This window comes from Exiguobacterium sp. s150, from assembly GCF_018618435.1.
GTDB lineage: Bacteria > Bacillota > Bacilli > Exiguobacteriales > Exiguobacteriaceae > Exiguobacterium > Exiguobacterium alkaliphilum.
The window spans coordinates 1-18976 of sequence record NZ_JACSMC010000044.1 but is presented as its reverse complement, the minus strand read 5'-3'; the positions used below and the strand labels follow the sequence as shown (position 1 = coordinate 18976).

The window sequence follows — 18976 nt, the reverse complement described above, 5'->3', positions numbered from 1 at the left end:
CGGCGGTTTATTACTGACGCTCCGTATCCGACATAGCTTTCATCCCACCCCTAAAGGAGTGGGCTTTCTCGCTATGAAGTTCTGTAATGGCCTTCTCCTCGATACATGAGTTTCCCCTCCCGTTTTAACCGTTGAAACGTCGCACTGACTTCAACGAGTTTACCAATCAACGCCCCGATAATCCCGATCCCAAACAGGAACAAGAAAATCCCGAGCCAACGCCCCGCGACCGTGGACGGGAAAAAGTCCCCATATCCGACCGTCGTCAGCGTCGTCATCGTCCACCAAAACGAGTCGAACAGGGACGGGAACGTCTCCGGCTCCACCCAGTGTCCGACGAGCGTGCCCGTCAAAATGATGACGAGCGAGGCGAGTACGATGTTTAAAAAAGATAGCTTGGACAACCCGCGCCAGACGCGAAAAAAGATATGCACTGAAATCACTCGCTTTCTCGGATATACTAGTAACAACTCAATTGGTTTACGAAACCCGTCTCGACTCGGTTCCGTATAGAAAGAAAAAAGAAAGGACTGACTTATGGATTCCATCGTTTTAGAATACCGACTCTATAAAAATGAGCTGTCGTTCGAGCCGCTCTACCATTATACATCGCTCGGGCTCGATGAAGTACTCGCCCGCCGCGAATGTGAGTTTTTCGTCAAGGACGGCATGACGTACAAGCAACGCTCGTCCGCACTCGAAGGCGAGCAGTACTTTTTGATTTACGTCGATCGCTATACAGAAGGCCCGGTCGACAAGAAAGAGACCGACGACATCAAAGTCGAGATTCGCACGCTCGACGACCGGTTCGACAACCCGCTCCTTGAGGCGTACTACGTCGACCGTCATTTAGACGCCCTCGCCATGCTCGGTAGCCAGTACGTGTATGTCGGCGGCAACGAATACGAACGTGACTCAGCCGAAACGGATGAGGACCGTGGCACGTATGTGATCTATGTCACCCCGACCGGTTATACATTGGAGGAAACAACATGAAGACAAGCAAAAAAATCTTGAGCGGCCTCTCCGCCGCTGTATTGACCGCCTCCCTCGCCGCTTGCGGGATGGACGAGACGGAACAAGCGACGCTTCCGGACGAACCGACCGGTTACGAGTGCGACGATTGGGAATGGGATGCAGAAACCGAGTCCTACTATTGTGACGACCGTCGTTCCCCGCACTTCGGCAGCTTCTTCTTACTCGGCAGCCTGTTCAATTCCAAGAGCGCATTGAAAAACTCGGCGACGTATCAAAACTATCGCTCGAACGGCGGAGCGAGTAGCATCACGCCGAACCGGTCGAATCCGGGCTCAAACTCCGGTCTCGGTAGCGGCTCAAAAGGCGGTTTCGGCGGATGAACCGAGACGCCTTGTTCGCGCAAGTCCCTTATTTTTGGCCGGACTTGAACGAGGAAGAGTATGCGCTCTATGACTGCCTCGTCTACTCAAGAGACGAGGTCGAGCGGATTCGCGCGGCGACACGTGACGTCGACACCATTTTCCGCAAGGCGAACCGCCTGCTCCGGACGCTCCCAGACGAGACGCTCCGTCTGCTCGGCTACCCGGAGGCGAGCCTGCCGTTCCTTCGAGACAAGGCGATCCCGCAAGAGACGATTATCGGTCGCTATGACTGGATCGTGAAGAACGGCATGCTCAAGCTGATGGAGTTCAACGCCGACACGCCAACGTTCATCAAAGAACTGTTCGACGTGAACCGATACGTGACGACAGAGTTTGAGCTGGATGACCCGAACGCCGGGGAGACTGAATTGCTTCGAAGTGAATTGCGAAAAGCAGTCATCGCTGCGTGGCAGCGACTACAAAAAGACGGGACACCGAAAATCGTTTTCACGGCCCATGATGATAATATCGAAGATAAATGGACGACGCGTTTCCTGCAAGAGACGCTCGACCTACCGTCCGAGTTCGTTGCCCTGCACGAACTTCTCGTCGAAGAGGATGGGGTGTATACGCCTTCGGGTGAACGGATCGACGTCTTGTATCGGCAGACGTATCCGATTGAGCATTTGGTCGACGACCTAGCACCGGACGGGACACAGATTGGTGTTCGCCTGCTTGAACAGAACGAGGCAAAACACGTCTCGCTCCTCAATCCGTTATCGGCGTTCCTGATGCAGTCCAAGGCGGTACAAGCGTTCATTTGGGAGCTTTATGAAAACGAGCTATTCTTCAATGAGACAGAGCGGACCGTCATCCGCACATACTTTTTACCGACCTATCTCGAGCCCGACCCGTTTTTAGGTCAGCGCGCTTACGTGCAAAAGCCCGCGTTTGGACGAGAAGGGGATTCGGTCATCTTGTACGAAAAGGATGGCACGCCGTTCCATAAAGAAGTGCTGCAAACGTACGCAGACGAGACGGCTGTCTATCAACAATTCGATGAATTACCGGTTCGGAAAACGAACACGGTGAACGGCACGATCGACACACACTATATGATTGGTTGTTTCTGTTTGAACGGTCGCCCGTCCGCGCTCGGTGCGCGGGCCGGCAGCATGATTACGAACAACCAGTCCTACTACTTAGCCATTGGCACACAAAAGGAGAATAACTCATGACGTTCATCACGCTCGATTCGATTTTGAGCTTTTTGGCCCACCTCGGTACAGGGTTTGGCCTCATCTTGATTGGTCTCGTCGTCTTCGCGTTGACGACAAAGTATTCGGAACGAAAGCTCATCAAAGCCGGCAACGTCGCCGTCGCCTTGAAACTTTGGGGCAAGGCGCTCGGTCTCGCTATCGTCATCTATACGGTATGGGCGAATAGCGTCAACTTGCTCGATGCGTTCATTTGGGGCATCGTCGGGATTCTTGCACAAGTGCTCGCGTTTTGGACGTTTGAATACGTACTCACGCCTGGTGTGAACTTAGAAAAAGAAGTCGAGAACGGCAACCTCGCCGTCGGCATCAGCCTCTTCTCGGCCTCGCTCGTCGTCGGCATCATCGTCGCCGCGAGCTTGACGTACTAACAAACAGCCCATGCACTCAATCGAGGCATGGGCTGTTTTTGTAGAGGAGGAGCAAGATGTCAAAACGAGGACTCTTACTATTGCTGACGGGTCTGTTCATCGTCATCGCGATTTCGGTCACGGCCGGCGTCGGGTATTATCAGGACGAGCAACGAAAACAACCTTTGGCACAGGCGCAACAAAAACTGCATGAGCACATGACCGCTCAAGGCTGGTACACATACATACAAGGCAGCACCGTCGTCTTATTTACGAATGAAGATGAGACCATCCTCGGTCTCGGCATCATGAATTCAGATGGGGGCTTCAGTACGTCGACTTGGGACACGATTGAAGAAAAACCGTTCGATTCGATTCACTTTGGCAATACGACTGATGAATACATCGGGATTCGCTTCAACGAAAAACCGGAAGATGTGGTTTACGTGCGACTGAGCGGTTCGGATTGGAGCGAGACATACACCGTGAACGACCCTCGAGACGAAGGGTACGTCATGTCTTACTTGATCACGCTCGATGAATCACAACGAGGGAGGTTCAAGACACTTGAGACGCTCGACGGCGACAGAAATGTGATGCACGTTGAAGAATTATAAAACCGCAAACCGATGACCGGTCTGCGGTGTTGTGGCGACTGCTCTCGCGGTCGTCTTTTCTTATGCGTTGGCGAGGACGACTGATGGCCCGAAGAACTCGTAACGCGCTTGCGGGATCGTCTGGACGACCGTCTCCATCATCGCCGTCGGGCCACACGTGTAGACGTCGTGCCCGTCGACATCGAGTGCTTCGAGCTGTGTCGCGCCCAGACAGCCTGATACGTCGTCGACGTGTGTGATGAGCTGGAGTCCGTCGTTCACGAGTTCGTCGAGTTCTTCACCGAGCGGACGAAGGTTCGTGCTGCGCACCGCATGCAATAGTGTGACCGAACGGCCTTCACCGAGCGCCGTCTTCGCCATGTTGAAGAGCGGCGTGATGCCGATGCCACCGGCGACGAGGGTGAGCGGACGGTCCGATGTTTCGAGCACGAAATCACCGGCTGGGGCGCTCACCGGGATCTCGGTGCCGACCGTCTGCTCATGGAGCCAATTCGAGACGAGTCCTTCCGCTTTCGGTGCGATCCAGTAGCCGTCTTCTGTCGTCTCGACGACGCTGTATTGACGGTGATGCAAGATGGCCTCACCTTGGATGCGGGCTTGGACTGAGAGGTATTGACCCGGGATGGCCGTCCCGATGACCCCATCGTTCGCGACAAGGCGGAATCGTTTCACTTCCGGCGTATCCTCAATCACTTCGGCGATCGTGAACGGCTTGAAACCGAGCCAAGGCGCATCGTCGTACATCTGTTTCTCGAGCGAGATGAAGACGTCGGCGATGACGCCGTACGCTTTCCCCCATGCCTCGATGATGTCCGGCGTGGCGGCTTCCCCGAGTACGTCTTGAATCGCGCCGAGTAAGTTCTCACCAACGATCGGATAATGTTCTGGACGAATGTTCAAACTCTTATGTTTATGAAGCGCCGGTTGGATGGCCGGAAGGATTGCTTCGAGCCGATCGATATGGACGGCGGCCGCATAGACCGCGTTCGCGAGCGCCTCTGGCTGACGGCCGCGTTGTTGGTTCGTATGGTTGAAGAAGTGACGGACTTCTGGGTTATTTTCGAACATCCGCTTATAAAAGTGACTCGTGATGGCGACCCCGTGGTCTTTCAAGACAGGTGCGGTCGCTTTGACGATTTCGATGGTCTGTTGGTCTAACATCTATGTTTCCCCCTTTTCAAATGTACACGTTCATTATGTGAGAGAAATCACTTTAAAAGCAATATATTAAATACTAGTTTCAATCAAGTTCAAATTTCTGACTTGAATCCGCCACGCTTTCTTCACACCTTTCATCATCGCGCTTTCGCGAGATGTCTTGTACAATGAACGAACGAAGAGGTGATTTCATGCGGCTCACGCAATCGTGCGATTACGCACTCCGAACATTGATGTATAGTGCCACGTTCTCCCATCGTCTCGTGACGATTCAAGAAGTGGCGGACCAGTACCAGATTTCAAAAAACCACGTCATGAAAGTCGTCTACGAACTCGGTAAGCATGGGTATCTCGAGTCGGTGCGCGGGCGCGGTGGTGGTTTCCGATTAGCCCGTCCGATGAAAGACATCAACGTCGGCGACGTCGTTCGGACGATGGAACCGTTCGAACTCGTCGAATGTTTTGGGGAAGGCCGCTGTGTCATCGCCCCTGCCTGCGACCTCCGGAGCGTGTTGAACGAGGCGATGCTTGCGTTCCTCCATGTGCTCGACCGCTATACGATTGCCGATCTCGTTGCGAATCGGACGAACGAACTGGCCCTACTTTTAGGCGCACAAAAGCCGACGGACTAAACGAGTCTGTCGGCTTTTGAATTAGAGTGGTTTTAACTTCGCTTCGATTTCATCCCGGCGCGGCTCAAGGAATGGCGGTAGCGCCAAGCGCTCCCCGAGCGTCTCGACGGACTCATCGGTCGCAAATCCCGGTCCATCGGTCGCGAGTTCGACTAAAATGCCGCTCGGCTCACGGAAATAAATCGACTTGAAATAATAGCGGTCAATCAGTCCGGAATGGCTGATACCAAACTCGTTTAACCGCTCGACCCATTGCTCCATTTCCAAGTCGTCCTCGACACGAATGGCGACGTGATGGACGCTTCCCCGGCCCGGCCGCTCCGACGGGACATCGGGACGGTCGACGAGGTGAATCTCCGTCACCACGCCCCCCTCTCCTGTCTCGAACACACGAACTGTTTGCTCATTCCGCTCAAATTCAGAGGCGAAACGATAGCCGAGCACGTCCGTCAATACGCGTCCCGTCTTCTCGAGGCGTCGCACCGTCCATTCACTGAAACCGAGACCGAAGATGGCGACGTCGACGGGGACCGGACCGTTTGACCACGGTGTCCCCGAGCCACCTTCGACGAGGCAGAGCCGTTGCCCTTCCCCGTCCTCGAAATAAAGCGTCGGCCGGCCGCGTACCTCCTCTACGGGATCATGAAGCACATCGAATTCGGCAAACCGCTTCAGCCAATAGGTCAATGCTCCTGGCGGCACTCGAAGCGCCGTCCGTGAGATGCTACTACTCCCACGATACGTCTGTCCGAGAAACGGCAGTTCGAAGAACGTCAAATCGCTTCCCGGCGTCCCCGTCTCATCTGCATAGAATAAGTGATACATCGACGGATCATCTTGGTTGACCGTCTTTTTGACGAGTCGCATCCCGAGCACTTCTGTATAGAATCGTAAGTTTTTCTTTGCGTCCCCCGTCATCGCCGACACGTGGTGTTGCCCTAAAATCGCCTTCATTCGCTTCTCCCCTTTCACGTTTGATTCTATTGTACCACCACCAAATAAGTAAAGCTCACTTTACATAAAGTTAAGTTTGTTTTACACTGTTGTTAGAAACAGGAAATGAGGTGGCGCCATGCCGTTGATTAATCGCGTCAAAGAGTTGCGGGCCCGGCATCACTTGACCCAAGGTGATCTTGCGGCCAAGGTCGGTGTGACGAGACAAACAATCATCTCGCTCGAGAAAGGGAGTTATACCCCGTCCCTCCTGCTTGCGATGCAAATCGCCCGCGTGTTCGAGGAACCGGTTGAATCTATTTTTACAATCGAGGAGGAAACAGAATGAAACGTGTCATCATCCAATCTGTATCAAGCATTATCTTGTATATCCTAATGGCGTTCACGATTGCCTCGTTCGCGTCAACAGTCACCCATTCATTGGCTGCGCTACAATCCGGCGTGTTCGTGCTAGAGTTCAACTTTTTACCGTTCCTGTTATTGATCATCTTTTTTATCGTCTGGACGATTTATTCGTTCCGCACACGTCCGAATCAACAGATGAGCTTCGGTCAATGGTCGGTCCGTATGACTGAATTCAGTGAAGTCGATGAACGCGAGGCGCTGATCACGGCGAAAGCGACGAAAGCGGCGTACGTCTCGTTCAGCATCTCGGTCCCGCTCTCCATGCTGACGTTCTTCTTTTATCCGCTGTTTCAGACAGCGTGGCCGACGTATCCGGTCTTTGCGCTCGTCTCGACGATTGTCATCGCGAACCTCGTCTACATGACGACGTGGATTCGTGCGTATACCCGTTAAGGAATTCACAGCGAATTCCTTTTTTTGTGTCGATTTTTCGTCGACTCGGACGTCACGATTGCCAAGATCGTCTCGTCGTGTTTATATATAACTAAATGGTTATATAAAGTATCAAAGGAGTCTTGTCATGTGAAAACCGTCGATTTGACGACCGGCAACGTGCAGCGCGTCATCGTAGCGCTCGCCCTACCGCTCGTCGGCAGCTCGCTCTTACAGTTTACGTACAGTCTCGTCGATATGTTTTGGGTCGGCGCGCTCGGAAGCGACGCCGTCGCCAGTATCGGCGCGGCCAGTTTTTATATTATGCTCGCCCAGGCAATCCAGTCTTTGATTGTCGTCGGCGCCGGCATCAAAGTGTCACAAGCCGTCGGCAAACGCGACGATGAATTGATTCAACGCTATGTTCGGAGCGGCAGACGGCTGAACTTCGGGCTCGGGCTTTTGTCCGCCCTCCTGCTCATTTCACTCGGACCGACGCTGATCGGCTTTTTGAACATGAACGCGCCAACCGTCGAGCATCTTGCCTATCAGTATTTGCTCGTCAGTGCACCGATGCTCCTGTTCTCGTTCTTCAATTTGCTGTTCGCCCGTCTGTTCAGCGCCTGTGGAAACACGACGACGGCGATGCGGATCAACGCGACGGGCGTCATCCTCAACATGATGCTGTCACCGCTCTTCATCTATCCGCTCGGCCTTGGCGTACTCGGGGCCGGTCTCGCGACTCTCGCCGCGAACGCCGTCATGTTCGGCTTCTTTTGGCATCGGGCCCGGGCCTTGTTCGATTGGGAAGAGACCGTGCGACCGGTCCGCGCCGACTACACCGAGATTTTTCGTCTCGGGTTTCCGATGGCGACGCAACGCGTCCTCTTTACTGTCATCAGCATCTTTCTCGCCCGTATGATCGGTTCATACGGGACCGAGGCCATCGCGGCCCAGCGCATCGGCCTCCAAATCGAGGCGATCGCCTATATGATGATCGGCGGACTGAACGGCGCCATCGCGAGTTACACAGGCCAAAACCTTGGTGCCCGGAAAATTGACCGGGTGCACGAAGGATACCGGGTGACGACGCGAATCGGTATGCTCTACACCGGGCTGATCACACTCGTCTTCCTCGTCTTCCCGGACGCCCTTATCAGATTATTCGTCGATGATCCGACAACGATTGACATCGGTGCGAGCTATTTACGCATCATCGGTGTATCACTCATCTTCGCGTCGCTCGAGATGATCGGCAACGGCTACTTCTCCGGACTCGGATTACCGAAAATCCCGGCGACCATTTCCATCGTCTTTACTGTCGCCCGCATCCCGCTCGCCATCCTGCTCGAGCCGGTTCTCGGTCTCGATGCCATCTGGTGGAGCATGGCCATCTCGAGCATCGTCAAAGGACTCGTCTCCGCATTGTACGTCCGACTAACAAAAAAGGAAGTGACTTCCCTTGCAAAAGCGATTTAGTCAGTTATCAAAACAATTGCTCACGAGCGGCCGGTTCGCCATCGAGCGTGAGATGCTCCGCGTGACACCTGAAGGGACGCTCGCCGTCACGAAACACCCAGACAGTCTCGGTGATAAGGCGACGCACCCCTATATCACGACCGACTTCTCGGAAAGTCAAATCGAGCTGATCACGCCGACGTTCCCGACCGTCGAAGGGGCACACGACTTCCTACAGACGCTGTACGATATCACGGCGCTGCATATCGATGACGAGCGCCTCTGGCCGCAGTCGATGCCGTGCGCGCTTCCGGACGGCGGGATCATCCCGCTCGCCGATTTTGGCAGTTCTGGCGTTGAGGCCGGCCGCTACCGGGAGCATCTGCTCCAAAAATACGGGGCGAAAAAACAGCTCATCTCGGGTATCCATTTTAACTTCTCGTTCGCAGACGAGTTGGTTGCGGCTTTATATGAAGGGTCGCCCGAACAATATGATCGCTTCAAAGATGAACTCTACTTGAAGCTCGTTCGCAACTATTTGCGGATGCGTTGGCTCATCGTCTACCTGTTCGGTGCGACACCTGCCGTCCATACGAGCTATGAAGAACGTTGCGTCAGCCAGATGCAGGCATTGAACGAGGACGTGTATTCGAATTCGACGGCCCTGTCTTACCGAAATAGCGACTGCGGCTACACGAACGTCGAACCGCTCTACTCGGACTATTCGACGCTCGCCGCATATACCGACAGCGTCCGCCGCTTCATCGCGAAAGGCGACATCGAGAGTCCAAACGAGCTATACTCGCCGATTCGTTTGAAGACGTCCCGGGGCGGTAACGATTTGGAACGACTTGAAACGAACGGCATCGACTATATCGAGATTCGAAACATCGATTTGAACCCGTTCGAGAAGACGGGCATCGCCCTCGACGACTTGAAGTTCCTGCACATCTTCCTGCTCTACTTGGCGTTAAAAGACGAGACAGACTCCGCAAACTGGCAGGCCGAGGCGTTCCATAACCAACAGCTTGTCGCCAAAGAAGGGCTATCCCCGACGCTCACGTTGCACCGGGATGGCGATTCGATCGCCTTACACACGTATGCGAACGAACTGTTAGATGACATCGAAGCGTTCAACACTCGCTACGCCCTCGGGTTCGCGGACGTCTTCGGCTCCGTCCGCGAACGAATCGACCATGTGGACGCGACGTATTCGGCCCGGTTGACGAAAGTGATGACAACCGAAGGCTACACGGCCTGGTCGCTCCGGCAAGCCGAACTGTTCTATCGAGACGCATACGCCAACCGGTTCCGAATGCACGGCTACTCGGACATGGAGCTGTCGACGCAGATTTTGATGAAGGCGGCCTTGAAACGTGGCTACACCATTGATGTCATCGACCGAGACGACCAGTTCATCCGGATTCGCCACGGCAACCGGACCGAATATGTGAAACAGGCGACGAAGACGTCAAAAGACAACTACGTGTCGGTGCTCATGATGGAAAACAAGACGGTGACGAAACACGTCCTCGCCGAGCATGGCATCCGCGTCCCTGAAGGAGTCGAACTCCGAAGTGAAACCGATTTACGAAACGCTTGGCATGCGTTCTCAAACGAGCCGGTCGTTTTGAAACCGAAGTCGACGAACTTCGGGATTGGCATCCACATTTTCAAGGACGGGACGACGCTCGACGAGGCGCTCGCGGCGTTCCATCACGCTCGTACGTTTGATGACGTCGTTCTGCTCGAGACGTTCCTGCCCGGAAAAGAGTATCGTTTCCTCGTCATCGGCGACGAGGTGGCGGGCATCTTGCACCGCGTCCCGGCGAATGTGACCGGAGACGGCGTCTCGACAATCCGTGAGCTCGTCGCCCAAAAAAACGAAGACCCACTCCGCGGAAAAGGATACAAGACCCCGCTCGAAAAAATCGAGATCGATGACATCGTCGTTTCGTTCCTGCGCCCTCAACGCAAGACACCGGACAGTGTACTCGCGGATGGTGAGCGCGTCTTCCTTCGCGAGAACTCGAACATCAGTACCGGCGGCGACAGCGTCGACTATACCGACCACATCGCCGATTCGTATAAACAGATCGCCGTCGCGGCCGCGAAGGCGGTCGGTGCGACGATTTGCGGTGTCGACATGATGATTCCGTCGCTCGAGCGTGAAGGTGACTACGGTATCATCGAGCTGAACTTCAATCCGGCCATTCATATCCACTCGTTCCCATACGAAGGGAAAGAACGCCCTATCGGTGAGACGGTGCTCGATTTGTTGTTTGACTGAACAAGTTGTACTTCTCCAAAAAGCGGGAATAAGGACTACGTTGAGGTCAAGACGCTTTCTCATGAAAGGGGATGTTTCAATGGGGGCTGTCAAATCGCACGTGGAAGGCAACACACTCGTCGTCGAACGTAGCTTTCGGGCATCACGCGAGCTCGTGTTCGAAGCCTTCTCGAGCCCAACCCATCTCGAATCTTGGTGGGGACCGGCCGGATGGAAGACCGAGGTTCGCACGTTCGCGTTCGAACCGAGCGGGACGTGGCATTACAAGATGACATGTGTCGACAAAAATCAAGGCGACTATTATGGGATGGAGTCATGGGGGAAGTCGACGTTCGTCGAGATTAAACCACATCGAAAAATTGTCTATACGGACGCCTTCTCGGATGCGGACGGGAACATCAATTCAGACTTTCCTGTCATGACAATCACGAACGAGTTTTTAGACATCCCGAACGGCACACTGCTCGTCAGCCGCTCCGAGTTCTCGGACGTCGAATCGCTTGAAAAGGTCGTCGAAATGGGCGCCGTCGAAGGCTTCGCCTCGCAGCTCGAACGCCTCGACGCCATCGTATCCAGATAGCAGCAAGCACCGCTCCTCGACTGAGGTGCGGTGCTTTTTCTAATTCCTCATCGCTCGAATTGTTCGAATAGTCGATTGAGTTGAGGTGCATCAATCGCCTCATACGCATCCCCGACACTGATTTCGGTCGAACAATAGCCGTCATAGGGTACGAGATAGCCCGTTATGCCGATTCCGGTCGCGTCTTGAACGGATTGAATCCAGGCCGAGACTGCCTCCACGTCCCCTTCAACATGAAGGTGGAACATATTCGTCACCGGGACGTCCGGTGTCGTCCATACCCCATTGAGCGCATTGAAACGGCGCGCGAGTTCCTTCGCCTGTTCATAATAGCTTGCCATCCGCCTTTTCCGAAGCTCATAGTAATAGTCGGCCGGGATGATGTACGGGTACAGTCCAATCAAATCGCCACCATACCGCCGCTTCCACACTCTCGCTTCGGTACAGAACGCTTTCGGTCCGGCCAAGATGGCGCCGGCAATCCCCCCGATGCCTTTGTAGAACGAGACGTAAACGCTGTCGAACAGCGCACACACGTCCGCTGCCGTCTTCTCATAATACGGTAGCGTCTCGAATAATCGTGCCCCATCGAGATGCAGACGAATCCCCCGCTCCCAGCACAAGTGACTGATTGCCTCAAGTTCATCGAACGGTGGCAAATAGCCCCCGAGCTCCCTTTGCGGCAACTCAATCAACAGGCAGGCGATGTCGGGCAACGCCTGCACTTCCTCGAGCGTCATCAACCGCTTGTCGTCCCCAATCAAGATTGGCTCGAGGTGATGCAGTTCCTTTAAGCCGTCCTGTTCGTGAATCTCCAGGTGACAGAGCGGATGATAGGCGACGCGTCGGTTCTTCGTCTCGTCTGCCCAAATGCGTAACGCAATCTGTTGCGCCATCGTGCCGCTCGGGAAGAAGATGGCGTCTTCCATGCCGAGTTCTTGCGCCAGTTTCTGCTCGAACCGCTCGATGACTTCGCCCGTCCCGTAATGGTCGCTCGCCTGATTCGGGTCGACCTCGGCGAACACTTGTTGCAAGACGCCGACGTTCCGTCTGCCATGACCGCTCAGTTGATGCGACGTCTGTTGATACGATGTCCGTAAATCCATGTCATCCCCTCCAAAAATGGCCCCCTATCCATAGATAGGAGGCACCATCATTAATCGCGTACCCGGACGATCAATTTCCCGCGTACTTTTCGTGTTTGCAGTTGTTCCAAACCATCTTTCAACCGATCGAACGGCAAAACGTCCATGACGAGGTCGTTCAATTCACCGGCCTCGAGTAATTTCATCAATTCCTCCGCCATATATGCCAAGTTGCGAATGGCGCGCTCATCCTCACTCGCATGGGCCGCACCGAGGGCGACCTCATGGATGGACGGCGAGAGCGTAAAGCCTTTCACGTTCGACGTATCCGGCGGACCGGCGATATAGGCGAGCTGTCCACTGAAGGCGAGCCGGTCGAGGTCGGCTGTCGCCACGTCACGACCGACCGTATTCAAGATGAGGTCGACGCCGCGACCGTCCGTCTCTTCCATGATCCGTTCCGTCACGTCTTCCGTGTTATAGTCGATGGCGACATCGGCACCGAGCGCTTTCACCCAGTCAAAGTTGTCAGGCGACGCCGTCGTGAACACCTTAAGCCCAAGTTTCTTCGCAAGTTGGATCGCGTAACCGCCGACCCCGCCTGCTCCGGCGTGAATGAGAATCGTCTCTTTGTCACGCGTGTTCAATTTCTGCATGACCGCCTCATACGCCGTCATACCGGCACAAAGGATGGCCGCAGCGGCTTCATCGCTCACGTCAGGCGGGACGACGGCACAGGCACGCGCATCGACGACCGCATACTCTGCGAAGCCACCGTTCTTCCCGAGGCTCGTATGGACGGCGACACGTGACCCGGTGATGATGTTGGCGATACTCGAGCCGACTTCGACGACTTCCCCGACGAGGTCGACCCCGAGAATGTGCGGGTACGACCAGTTCGGGTTGCCGTTCGTGCCAACTTTATAGTCGACCGGGTTTAACGCGACCGCCTCGACTTTGATGAGCAGTTCGCCCGCTTTCGGTGTCGGCCGCTCCGTCTCCCCGAGATGTAGATGATTGAGTCCTGGTTGATCGAGTAACCATGCCTTCATTTCAATACGCTCCTTCCGAATACGTCAATTCATACGAGTGCGAGTAAATCTCGACGAGGTTGCCGAACGGGTCTTCACAATACACCATCCGGTACGGTTTATCGCCCGGGTAATACTCCCGAATCGGCATGCGTTGTTTTCCGCCGTGGGCGACGATTTTCTCAACGAGTCCCTCGATGTCTGGGTCTTGGACGCAGTAGTGGAAAATGCCCGTCTTCCAAAACTCGAAATTGTCCTCCGGCGACTCATTGTTCGGGAACTCGAACAACTCAATCCCGATTTTGTCACCGGTCGACATATGGGCGATTCGGAAGCTACCCCAGCCCGGTCCGAATACGTCCGTGCACATGACACCAATCGGCGAGTCGTCCTCGACGACGTCTGATGGTTGCATGATCGTGTACCAGCCCATCACGTCCTCATAAAATTTCACTGCCTCCGCCACACTCGGCACCGATAGTCCGATATGTGAGAATGTACGTGGATATGTCACTGTCATCCGCTCCTTTTTGTTTGCTCAATTTGATCGATAACGATACGATACCTTCATCGAAGCAAGAAAAATAGTACGCACATTGAAGTAACTACCCGAAAGCGAGGCAAACTGAACATGACGACCCCGTTCCCCGTCAACAAGGCGCTCGACATCATCGGCGGCAAATGGCGGCCCCAAGTGTACTGTACGCTCGAGGACGGCCCACGCCGCTTCTCCGAGATTCAGCGTGCCATCCCCGACGTCAGTCGCAAAGTATTGACCGACCAACTACGCGAGCTCGAACAGCTCGGCATGGTCCGCCGTATCGACTATTCGACCGAGAAGCAGCTGCACGTCGAATACTCGCTAAGCGAGGAGGCGCTCAGCCTGCAGCCGGCGATGAAGGCGCTCTGCTCGTGGGGCGAGACACGAGACGAATAAACCCTCGCCGAACCCGGCGAGGGTCTTGTCATCCTGCGAATAGACTGATGAGGTTTCCGTCCGGGTCGATGACGATGGCATAGCGTTGCCCCCAAAACGCATCCCACGGTTCCCGATGCGAGGCATAACCATGCTCGACGATCGCCTCATAGCGCGCATCTAGCTCATCCCGACTGTCGCATAAGAAAGCGAGTTCGACCCGGTGTCCCGTCGCCTGCTTCCATTCCCCATACACCGATTCGGCCACTTCGACCGTGTCGAAGGCGAGCCGGACACCGCCGTCGTCGACCTCGACGTGCGCTTCCCCATCCATCGCTTCCGGGATCGTTAAGCCGAGCAAACGATAGAAGTCGAGCGCCCGTTTCATATCTTCGACGACGATGCCGACCATGTCTAATTTGATTCCCATGTGGTCACCCCATTTTTTAAGTTGGTGGTACTATAATGAGTGTAGCACTCCATTCTGACCTTGAATCGAGGAAATTCACATGACGTATCAATTTTCTACCCTGACCCAGCCACAAGCTGAAACGATTGCCTTTACGTGGCATTATGAAGGCGATTATGCCTTCTACAACATGGAAGCGGACGAAGCCGATTTGGCCGAATTTTTAGACGCCGAACAGCGCGGACCGTCTGTGTTCGCCATCACGTCCGACACCGAACTAATCGGTTTCGTGAGCGTCGCGAGAACGGATGATGAAACGCTTGATATCGGCCTCGGTATGCGTCCGGACTTGACCGGACGCGGGAGTGGACGCGCGTTCCTTTCGTCGATTCTCGACTTCATCGAGACGACGTACGCGCCGCGTCGCATCACGCTCGCCGTCGCCGCCTTCAACAAACGGGCCATCCGGCTGTATGAGACGTGCGGTTTCAAACAGACCGGTTCGTTTCAACAACCGACGAACGGGAGCGTGTATGACTTCGTCCGCATGGAACGCAAAGAAAGTCCTCAGAATGGTTGATTCTGAGGACTTTTCCTATGCGAACTGTTTCTTTTGGATATACGACAAGCCGAGCGCCGCAATCAAGATGGCCCCTTTGACGATGTCTTGGGCATAGTACGGCACATCCCACATCGTCAGCCCGTTCAACAAGATGCCAATCAAGACGGCACCGATTAACGTGCCGACGACGTTCGGGCGTCCCGTACCGAAGACGGCGTAGCCGATGTAGGCGGCCGCGACCGCGTCCATGAGGAGCGGTGCGCCGGCCGACACTTGGCCCGTGCCGATCCGTGACGCCAAGATGATGCCGCCGATGGCTGCGAATAGCCCACTCAACACGTAAGCGTACAGCTTGATTCGATTGACGGCGATACCCGAACGACGGGCCGCCTCGACGTTCGAGCCGACGTAATAGAACTCGCGCCCCGTCTTCGAATACGTCAAGAACAGATGGGCCCCGGCGAAGAAGAGGATCATCAAGATGGCGACGAACGGGACCGGACCGATTGAACCTTGGCCGATGAAGAGGAACGATGGGATGAACCGCCCCGGCGCCGTTCCTCCATCAATCGGCATGTTGTCATAAATCGAGAACCCTTTCGTGTACGTCAATTGGACCCCGTTGATGACGTACATGATGGCAAGCGTCGCGAGCAAGTCCGGCAACCGGAATTTGATTGTCACGAGCGCGTTCAACAGCCCGACGAGAACGCCGAGAATAATTGGGACGAGCAAGGCGACGAGTAGCTCTTGACTATGTAACACGAGGCTTGACGCCGCCCCGATCGTCGCGAGACTTGCCGTCGAGCCGACCGATAAGTCGAACCCGCCGACGATGAGCGAGAACGTCACCCCGAGGGCGAGCAGCGAGACGATTGAGACGGATTTGATGATGTCGCTGAAGTTGGCGTACGTGAGGAACTGGTCGTTCGTCACGCCGAAGACCGCAATCAATGCGAGAATCGCGAACAGCGTTCCGTATTGACCGATTCCCGTGAATCGCTTCGCTTTCGGTTTGAGTACGAGTTGGGCCATGTCATGCCCCTCCTTTCTGTTGCCAACGGCCGCGGTCGAGCCAGAGCATCCGGTTGGCGACGAGTTCGAGTTCATGCGCTTCACTCGACGTGAAGATGACCGTCTTGCCTTGTTTGGCCAGTCGTGTCACGAGTTCATAAATGTCCCGTTTCGCCGTCACGTCGACGCCTTTCGTCGGCTCGTCGAGTAAATACACGTCCCGGTCTTCAAACAACCACTTGCTGAGGACGACTTTTTGTTGATTGCCACCGCTCAACTCACGCACCGGCTGTCGAACATGGGCATATTTGACACGAAGCGAGGACAAGACGCGTTGTAACACGCTCGTCTCGCCTTCCACGACTAACGCGTTTCGTTCAATCGAGTCGTCGAGAAAGAGTCCTTGCTTGCGCCGTTCTTCCGGGACGAAGGCGAACCCCGCGCGGACCGCTTGTCGCGGGGTGTGGATCGTCGTCACGTTCCCGTTGAGCTCGATGTGTTGCTTCGCGTCTGACAAACCGAACAACGCCTCGACGAGCTCCGTCTTGCCGCTCCCCGTCACGCCGCCGATGCCGACGACCTCGCCTTTGTAGGCGGTGAACGATAACTCGGTCCCAAACGCGGGTAACGTGAGCGTCGCCTTCAGTTGGACCTCGTTCGTCGGTGTCGCTTTTTCCAACTCATCTACAAGTGCCGTCCCGCTCAATAGCGTATGGACGTCTTCGGTCGACAACGGTTGGAACGGCCCTTCATAGACGAGCCGCCCGTCCCGGAGAAACGTCGTCGTCGTCGTGACACGTGTCAGTTCTTCGGAGCGGTGTGTGATGAGGAGGATGCCGACGCCGTCTTCGACGAGTGTCTGCAGTAGCGAAAGCAGTGCCGCCGCATCGTCCGTCGACAAGGCGGCCGTCGGTTCGTCGAGCAAGAGGTACGTCGCCTCGCTCGCAAGCGCCCGGGCGATTAAGATGCGTTGTTTGACGCTGAGCGGATAATGCCCACTCGGTTTCGTCACATCGATTGCGAGACCGACACGCTTCAAATACGCCGTCGCCCGTCGCTTCAATTCACGCGGTTGAATCCGTTCGACCGTCTGCCACGGCACGACGTTCTCATAGACCGGTAAGTCGAGATAAAGCGCATCATCAACTTCTTGCGACACGGTGATGACACCACGTCGAATCGCTTCGGCCGGCGTGAGCATGACGGTCTCGTCGTCAAGCGAGATGGACCCGAACGTCGGTGCCGTCGTGCCGTTCAATAGCTTGATTAACGTGCTCTTCCCGGCCCCATTCAAGCCGAGAAGGCCATGAATCTCGCCGCGACGCAGCCCGAACGTGACGTCATCGAGCACCGTCACGTCCCCGTATTGTTTGGTGACGCGTTCAAGCCGAATCATCATTTCATCCAGTCCGACCAAGCCGCGTCCGACGCGCCCCAATTCGGTACGTATTGACCGAGATCATCCATCGTCACTTTCTCGTCCGGTAAGACGTCACGGTCGACTAAGTACGGGTCAATCGAATGGATGGACGGCGTCTCTTCACCAGCTAATTTTTGGTAAGCATATCGGACTTGGACACGACCAATCTCGGCCGGGTCGGTCGCTGCCGTCACTTTCCACGGGCTTCCCTCTTCTTGCATGAGCTGAAGGTCCTCATCGCTCAAATCGATGCCGTAGACGGCAATCTCATCGCGCCCGGCTTGTTTGATGGCACGGCTCGCACCTTTGGCGAATTCGTCCCACATCGCGAACACGGCGTCAATCTCGCCTTCCGGGTACTTCTTCAAGATCGCTTCCATCTGGCTCTGTGTGTCGAGCGCGGTGTTGTTCGTCGCCGAACCGAACTTGGCCACTTCCTCGATCCCTGGATAACGCTTCAAGAACGCATCGTAAATCGTATGGCGACGTTCCATCGGCGTGAAACCGCCGACCCAAATCGTGACGATCTTCCCTTCCCCGTCCAAATCCTCCGCGAGCGCCTTGAGCGAACGCCACGCGAGCGAATAGTCGTCTTGGTCGATGACCGTGACGCCTTCGTTCGTCAAATCGTTGTCGAACGCCACGACTTTGATGCCTTTGTCGAGCGCGCGTTGGACGGGTTCTTTCAACGCGTCGGCGCGCCCGTGATCAATCAAGATGACATCGACACCTTGCGTCGTCGCCGTGTCGACATAACTCGCCATCTTCGACAAATCATTGTCGGCGTTATACACTTTCACGTTGCCGCCGAACGATTCGACTTGTTCGGTCACACCGTTTATGTACTGCGACGAGAACGTCCCAATCGACATTTGCATGATCAGGGCGACGTCGATGTCTTTCGGCAATGTCCCGTTCGAGGCCGACACCGGTTTCGTTTCCGGTGTCTTCTCGGTCGGTTTCGGCGTGGCTGCTTGTTCGTTCGTGCAACCGACGAGCGCCAAGACGAACGTGAATATTGACACTCCCACAGCTAAAGCAGTGGGATTCTGAAGTGCTTGTGCGAGCGCAGTCCATTTCTGTTTTGCTCAAGCCTTCAGATGAGG

23 protein-coding genes are annotated in these 18976 nt (G+C 55.2%); 13 read left to right on the top strand and 10 right to left on the bottom strand.

What is annotated here, in order from left to right; all coding sequences use genetic code 11:
- Window positions 1–71: 71 nt before the first annotated feature.
- Entirely contained in the window at window positions 72–443 is a 372-nt protein-coding gene (locus KNP76_RS14650) for a potassium channel family protein (protein WP_371816270.1), read from the bottom strand.
- Between the two features lie 94 nt (window positions 444–537).
- Between KNP76_RS14650 and KNP76_RS14645 the strand changes: the two genes are divergently transcribed.
- Genes KNP76_RS14645 through KNP76_RS14625 form a run of 5 tightly spaced genes read left to right on the top strand, consistent with a single transcriptional unit; the run spans window position 538 to window position 3584 of the window.
- A complete protein-coding gene (locus tag KNP76_RS14645) occupies window positions 538–996 on the top strand; it encodes a hypothetical protein (protein WP_034808671.1) in 459 nt (152 codons plus the stop codon).
- On the top strand, window positions 993–1358 hold the full coding sequence (locus KNP76_RS14640; RefSeq protein WP_034808668.1) for a hypothetical protein: 366 nt from the start codon (window positions 993–995) through the stop codon (window positions 1356–1358). The genes KNP76_RS14645 and KNP76_RS14640 overlap by 4 nt, the downstream gene beginning before the upstream one ends.
- A complete protein-coding gene (locus KNP76_RS14635; RefSeq protein WP_034817589.1) occupies window positions 1355–2578 on the top strand; it encodes a glutathionylspermidine synthase family protein in 1224 nt (407 codons plus the stop codon). The genes KNP76_RS14640 and KNP76_RS14635 overlap by 4 nt, the downstream gene beginning before the upstream one ends.
- Window positions 2575–2988, top strand: coding sequence for a DUF350 domain-containing protein (locus KNP76_RS14630; protein WP_034807010.1), 414 nt, complete (start codon window positions 2575–2577; stop codon window positions 2986–2988). The genes KNP76_RS14635 and KNP76_RS14630 overlap by 4 nt, the downstream gene beginning before the upstream one ends.
- Before the next feature lie 56 nt (window positions 2989–3044).
- Complete coding sequence (locus tag KNP76_RS14625) at window positions 3045–3584, top strand: hypothetical protein (RefSeq protein ID WP_214844937.1); 540 nt, start codon at window positions 3045–3047, stop codon at window positions 3582–3584.
- Between the two features lie 60 nt (window positions 3585–3644).
- Here KNP76_RS14625 and KNP76_RS14620 read toward each other — a convergent pair whose 3' ends face one another.
- Window positions 3645–4745 carry a globin domain-containing protein gene (locus KNP76_RS14620; protein WP_214844936.1) on the bottom strand — a complete coding sequence of 367 codons (1101 nt, stop codon included), beginning with the start codon at window positions 4743–4745 and terminating at the stop codon, window positions 3645–3647.
- A gap of 188 nt (window positions 4746–4933) precedes the next feature.
- On the opposite strand from KNP76_RS14620, the gene KNP76_RS14615 reads away from it, so the two are divergent.
- Window positions 4934–5374, top strand: a complete 441-nt coding sequence (locus KNP76_RS14615) for an RrF2 family transcriptional regulator (RefSeq protein WP_034817586.1) — start codon at window positions 4934–4936, stop codon at window positions 5372–5374.
- 21 nt (window positions 5375–5395) lie between these two features.
- Here the strand turns inward: KNP76_RS14615 and KNP76_RS14610 are convergent, their stop codons facing one another.
- The gene (locus tag KNP76_RS14610) at window positions 5396–6328 is read right to left on the bottom strand and encodes a ring-cleaving dioxygenase (protein ID WP_214844935.1); all 933 of its coding nucleotides are present in this window, start codon (window positions 6326–6328) and stop codon (window positions 5396–5398) included.
- 118 nt (window positions 6329–6446) lie between these two features.
- Between KNP76_RS14610 and KNP76_RS14605 the strand changes: the two genes are divergently transcribed.
- The 5 genes from KNP76_RS14605 to KNP76_RS14585 all read left to right on the top strand — a co-directional run bounded on the left by KNP76_RS14605 (window position 6447) and on the right by KNP76_RS14585 (window position 11433).
- Entirely contained in the window at window positions 6447–6656 is a 210-nt protein-coding gene (locus KNP76_RS14605) for a helix-turn-helix transcriptional regulator (RefSeq protein ID WP_034817584.1), read from the top strand.
- Window positions 6653–7126, top strand: a complete 474-nt coding sequence (locus KNP76_RS14600; protein WP_214844934.1) for a hypothetical protein — start codon at window positions 6653–6655, stop codon at window positions 7124–7126. The genes KNP76_RS14605 and KNP76_RS14600 overlap by 4 nt, the downstream gene beginning before the upstream one ends.
- Window positions 7127–7150: 24 nt before the next feature.
- On the top strand, window positions 7151–8584 hold the full coding sequence (locus KNP76_RS14595; RefSeq protein WP_251137524.1) for an MATE family efflux transporter: 1434 nt from the start codon (window positions 7151–7153) through the stop codon (window positions 8582–8584).
- On the top strand, window positions 8568–10853 hold the full coding sequence (gene gshAB, locus KNP76_RS14590) for a bifunctional glutamate--cysteine ligase GshA/glutathione synthetase GshB (protein ID WP_214844933.1): 2286 nt from the start codon (window positions 8568–8570) through the stop codon (window positions 10851–10853). The genes KNP76_RS14595 and gshAB overlap by 17 nt, the downstream gene beginning before the upstream one ends.
- Window positions 10854–10932: 79 nt before the next feature.
- Entirely contained in the window at window positions 10933–11433 is a 501-nt protein-coding gene (locus tag KNP76_RS14585) for an SRPBCC family protein (RefSeq protein WP_034806994.1), read from the top strand.
- Window positions 11434–11480: 47 nt separating this feature from the next.
- On the opposite strand, the gene KNP76_RS14580 is transcribed toward KNP76_RS14585, so the two are convergent.
- Genes KNP76_RS14580 through KNP76_RS14570 form a run of 3 tightly spaced genes read right to left on the bottom strand, consistent with a single transcriptional unit; the run spans window position 11481 to window position 14063 of the window.
- Window positions 11481–12539 carry a threonine aldolase family protein gene (locus tag KNP76_RS14580; protein WP_214844932.1) on the bottom strand — a complete coding sequence of 353 codons (1059 nt, stop codon included), beginning with the start codon at window positions 12537–12539 and terminating at the stop codon, window positions 11481–11483.
- A 50-nt stretch (window positions 12540–12589) separates the two neighbouring features.
- On the bottom strand, window positions 12590–13570 hold the full coding sequence (locus KNP76_RS14575) for a zinc-binding dehydrogenase (protein ID WP_214844931.1): 981 nt from the start codon (window positions 13568–13570) through the stop codon (window positions 12590–12592).
- Between the two features lies 1 nt (window position 13571).
- Window positions 13572–14063, bottom strand: a complete 492-nt coding sequence (locus tag KNP76_RS14570; RefSeq protein WP_034806986.1) for a lactoylglutathione lyase family protein — start codon at window positions 14061–14063, stop codon at window positions 13572–13574.
- Between the two features lie 117 nt (window positions 14064–14180).
- On the opposite strand from KNP76_RS14570, the gene KNP76_RS14565 reads away from it, so the two are divergent.
- The gene (locus tag KNP76_RS14565) at window positions 14181–14486 is read left to right on the top strand and encodes a winged helix-turn-helix transcriptional regulator (RefSeq protein WP_214844930.1); all 306 of its coding nucleotides are present in this window, start codon (window positions 14181–14183) and stop codon (window positions 14484–14486) included.
- Window positions 14487–14514: 28 nt separating this feature from the next.
- Here the strand turns inward: KNP76_RS14565 and KNP76_RS14560 are convergent, their stop codons facing one another.
- On the bottom strand, window positions 14515–14895 hold the full coding sequence (locus tag KNP76_RS14560; protein ID WP_214844929.1) for a VOC family protein: 381 nt from the start codon (window positions 14893–14895) through the stop codon (window positions 14515–14517).
- Window positions 14896–14974: 79 nt separating this feature from the next.
- Between KNP76_RS14560 and KNP76_RS14555 the strand changes: the two genes are divergently transcribed.
- Window positions 14975–15454, top strand: a complete 480-nt coding sequence (locus KNP76_RS14555; RefSeq protein WP_214844928.1) for a GNAT family N-acetyltransferase — start codon at window positions 14975–14977, stop codon at window positions 15452–15454.
- Between the two features lie 15 nt (window positions 15455–15469).
- On the opposite strand, the gene KNP76_RS14550 is transcribed toward KNP76_RS14555, so the two are convergent.
- Genes KNP76_RS14550 through KNP76_RS14540 form a run of 3 tightly spaced genes read right to left on the bottom strand, consistent with a single transcriptional unit; the run spans window position 15470 to window position 18895 of the window.
- Window positions 15470–16471 carry an ABC transporter permease gene (locus KNP76_RS14550; RefSeq protein WP_051622635.1) on the bottom strand — a complete coding sequence of 334 codons (1002 nt, stop codon included), beginning with the start codon at window positions 16469–16471 and terminating at the stop codon, window positions 15470–15472.
- 1 nt (window position 16472) lies between these two features.
- Complete coding sequence (locus KNP76_RS14545; RefSeq protein ID WP_214844927.1) at window positions 16473–17888, bottom strand: sugar ABC transporter ATP-binding protein; 1416 nt, start codon at window positions 17886–17888, stop codon at window positions 16473–16475.
- Window positions 17846–18895 (bottom strand): sugar ABC transporter substrate-binding protein, encoded by a 1050-nt coding sequence (locus KNP76_RS14540; RefSeq protein ID WP_371816269.1) that lies wholly within the window; start codon window positions 18893–18895, stop codon window positions 17846–17848. Before KNP76_RS14540 ends, KNP76_RS14545 begins: the two co-directional genes overlap by 43 nt.
- Window positions 18896–18976: the final 81 nt, after the last annotated feature.

What these genes read in the sequence shown, in the direction of transcription:
- KNP76_RS14645 (WP_034808671.1), top strand. Translation starts at nt 538, where the DNA reads ATGGATTCCATCGTTTTAGAATACCGACTCTATAAAAATGAGCTGTCG.
- KNP76_RS14640 (WP_034808668.1), top strand. Translation starts at nt 993, where the DNA reads ATGAAGACAAGCAAAAAAATCTTGAGCGGCCTCTCCGCCGCTGTATTG.
- KNP76_RS14635 (WP_034817589.1), top strand. Translation starts at nt 1,355, where the DNA reads ATGAACCGAGACGCCTTGTTCGCGCAAGTCCCTTATTTTTGGCCGGAC.
- KNP76_RS14630 (WP_034807010.1), top strand. Translation starts at nt 2,575, where the DNA reads ATGACGTTCATCACGCTCGATTCGATTTTGAGCTTTTTGGCCCACCTC.
- KNP76_RS14625 (WP_214844937.1), top strand. Translation starts at nt 3,045, where the DNA reads ATGTCAAAACGAGGACTCTTACTATTGCTGACGGGTCTGTTCATCGTC.
- KNP76_RS14620 (WP_214844936.1), bottom strand. Translation starts at nt 4,745, where the DNA reads ATGTTAGACCAACAGACCATCGAAATCGTCAAAGCGACCGCACCTGTC.
- KNP76_RS14615 (WP_034817586.1), top strand. Translation starts at nt 4,934, where the DNA reads ATGCGGCTCACGCAATCGTGCGATTACGCACTCCGAACATTGATGTAT.
- KNP76_RS14610 (WP_214844935.1), bottom strand. Translation starts at nt 6,328, where the DNA reads ATGAAGGCGATTTTAGGGCAACACCACGTGTCGGCGATGACGGGGGAC.
- KNP76_RS14605 (WP_034817584.1), top strand. Translation starts at nt 6,447, where the DNA reads ATGCCGTTGATTAATCGCGTCAAAGAGTTGCGGGCCCGGCATCACTTG.
- KNP76_RS14600 (WP_214844934.1), top strand. Translation starts at nt 6,653, where the DNA reads ATGAAACGTGTCATCATCCAATCTGTATCAAGCATTATCTTGTATATC.
- KNP76_RS14585 (WP_034806994.1), top strand. Translation starts at nt 10,933, where the DNA reads ATGGGGGCTGTCAAATCGCACGTGGAAGGCAACACACTCGTCGTCGAA.
- KNP76_RS14580 (WP_214844932.1), bottom strand. Translation starts at nt 12,539, where the DNA reads ATGGATTTACGGACATCGTATCAACAGACGTCGCATCAACTGAGCGGT.
- KNP76_RS14575 (WP_214844931.1), bottom strand. Translation starts at nt 13,570, where the DNA reads ATGAAGGCATGGTTACTCGATCAACCAGGACTCAATCATCTACATCTC.
- KNP76_RS14565 (WP_214844930.1), top strand. Translation starts at nt 14,181, where the DNA reads ATGACGACCCCGTTCCCCGTCAACAAGGCGCTCGACATCATCGGCGGC.
- KNP76_RS14560 (WP_214844929.1), bottom strand. Translation starts at nt 14,895, where the DNA reads ATGGGAATCAAATTAGACATGGTCGGCATCGTCGTCGAAGATATGAAA.
- KNP76_RS14555 (WP_214844928.1), top strand. Translation starts at nt 14,975, where the DNA reads ATGACGTATCAATTTTCTACCCTGACCCAGCCACAAGCTGAAACGATT.
- KNP76_RS14550 (WP_051622635.1), bottom strand. Translation starts at nt 16,471, where the DNA reads ATGGCCCAACTCGTACTCAAACCGAAAGCGAAGCGATTCACGGGAATC.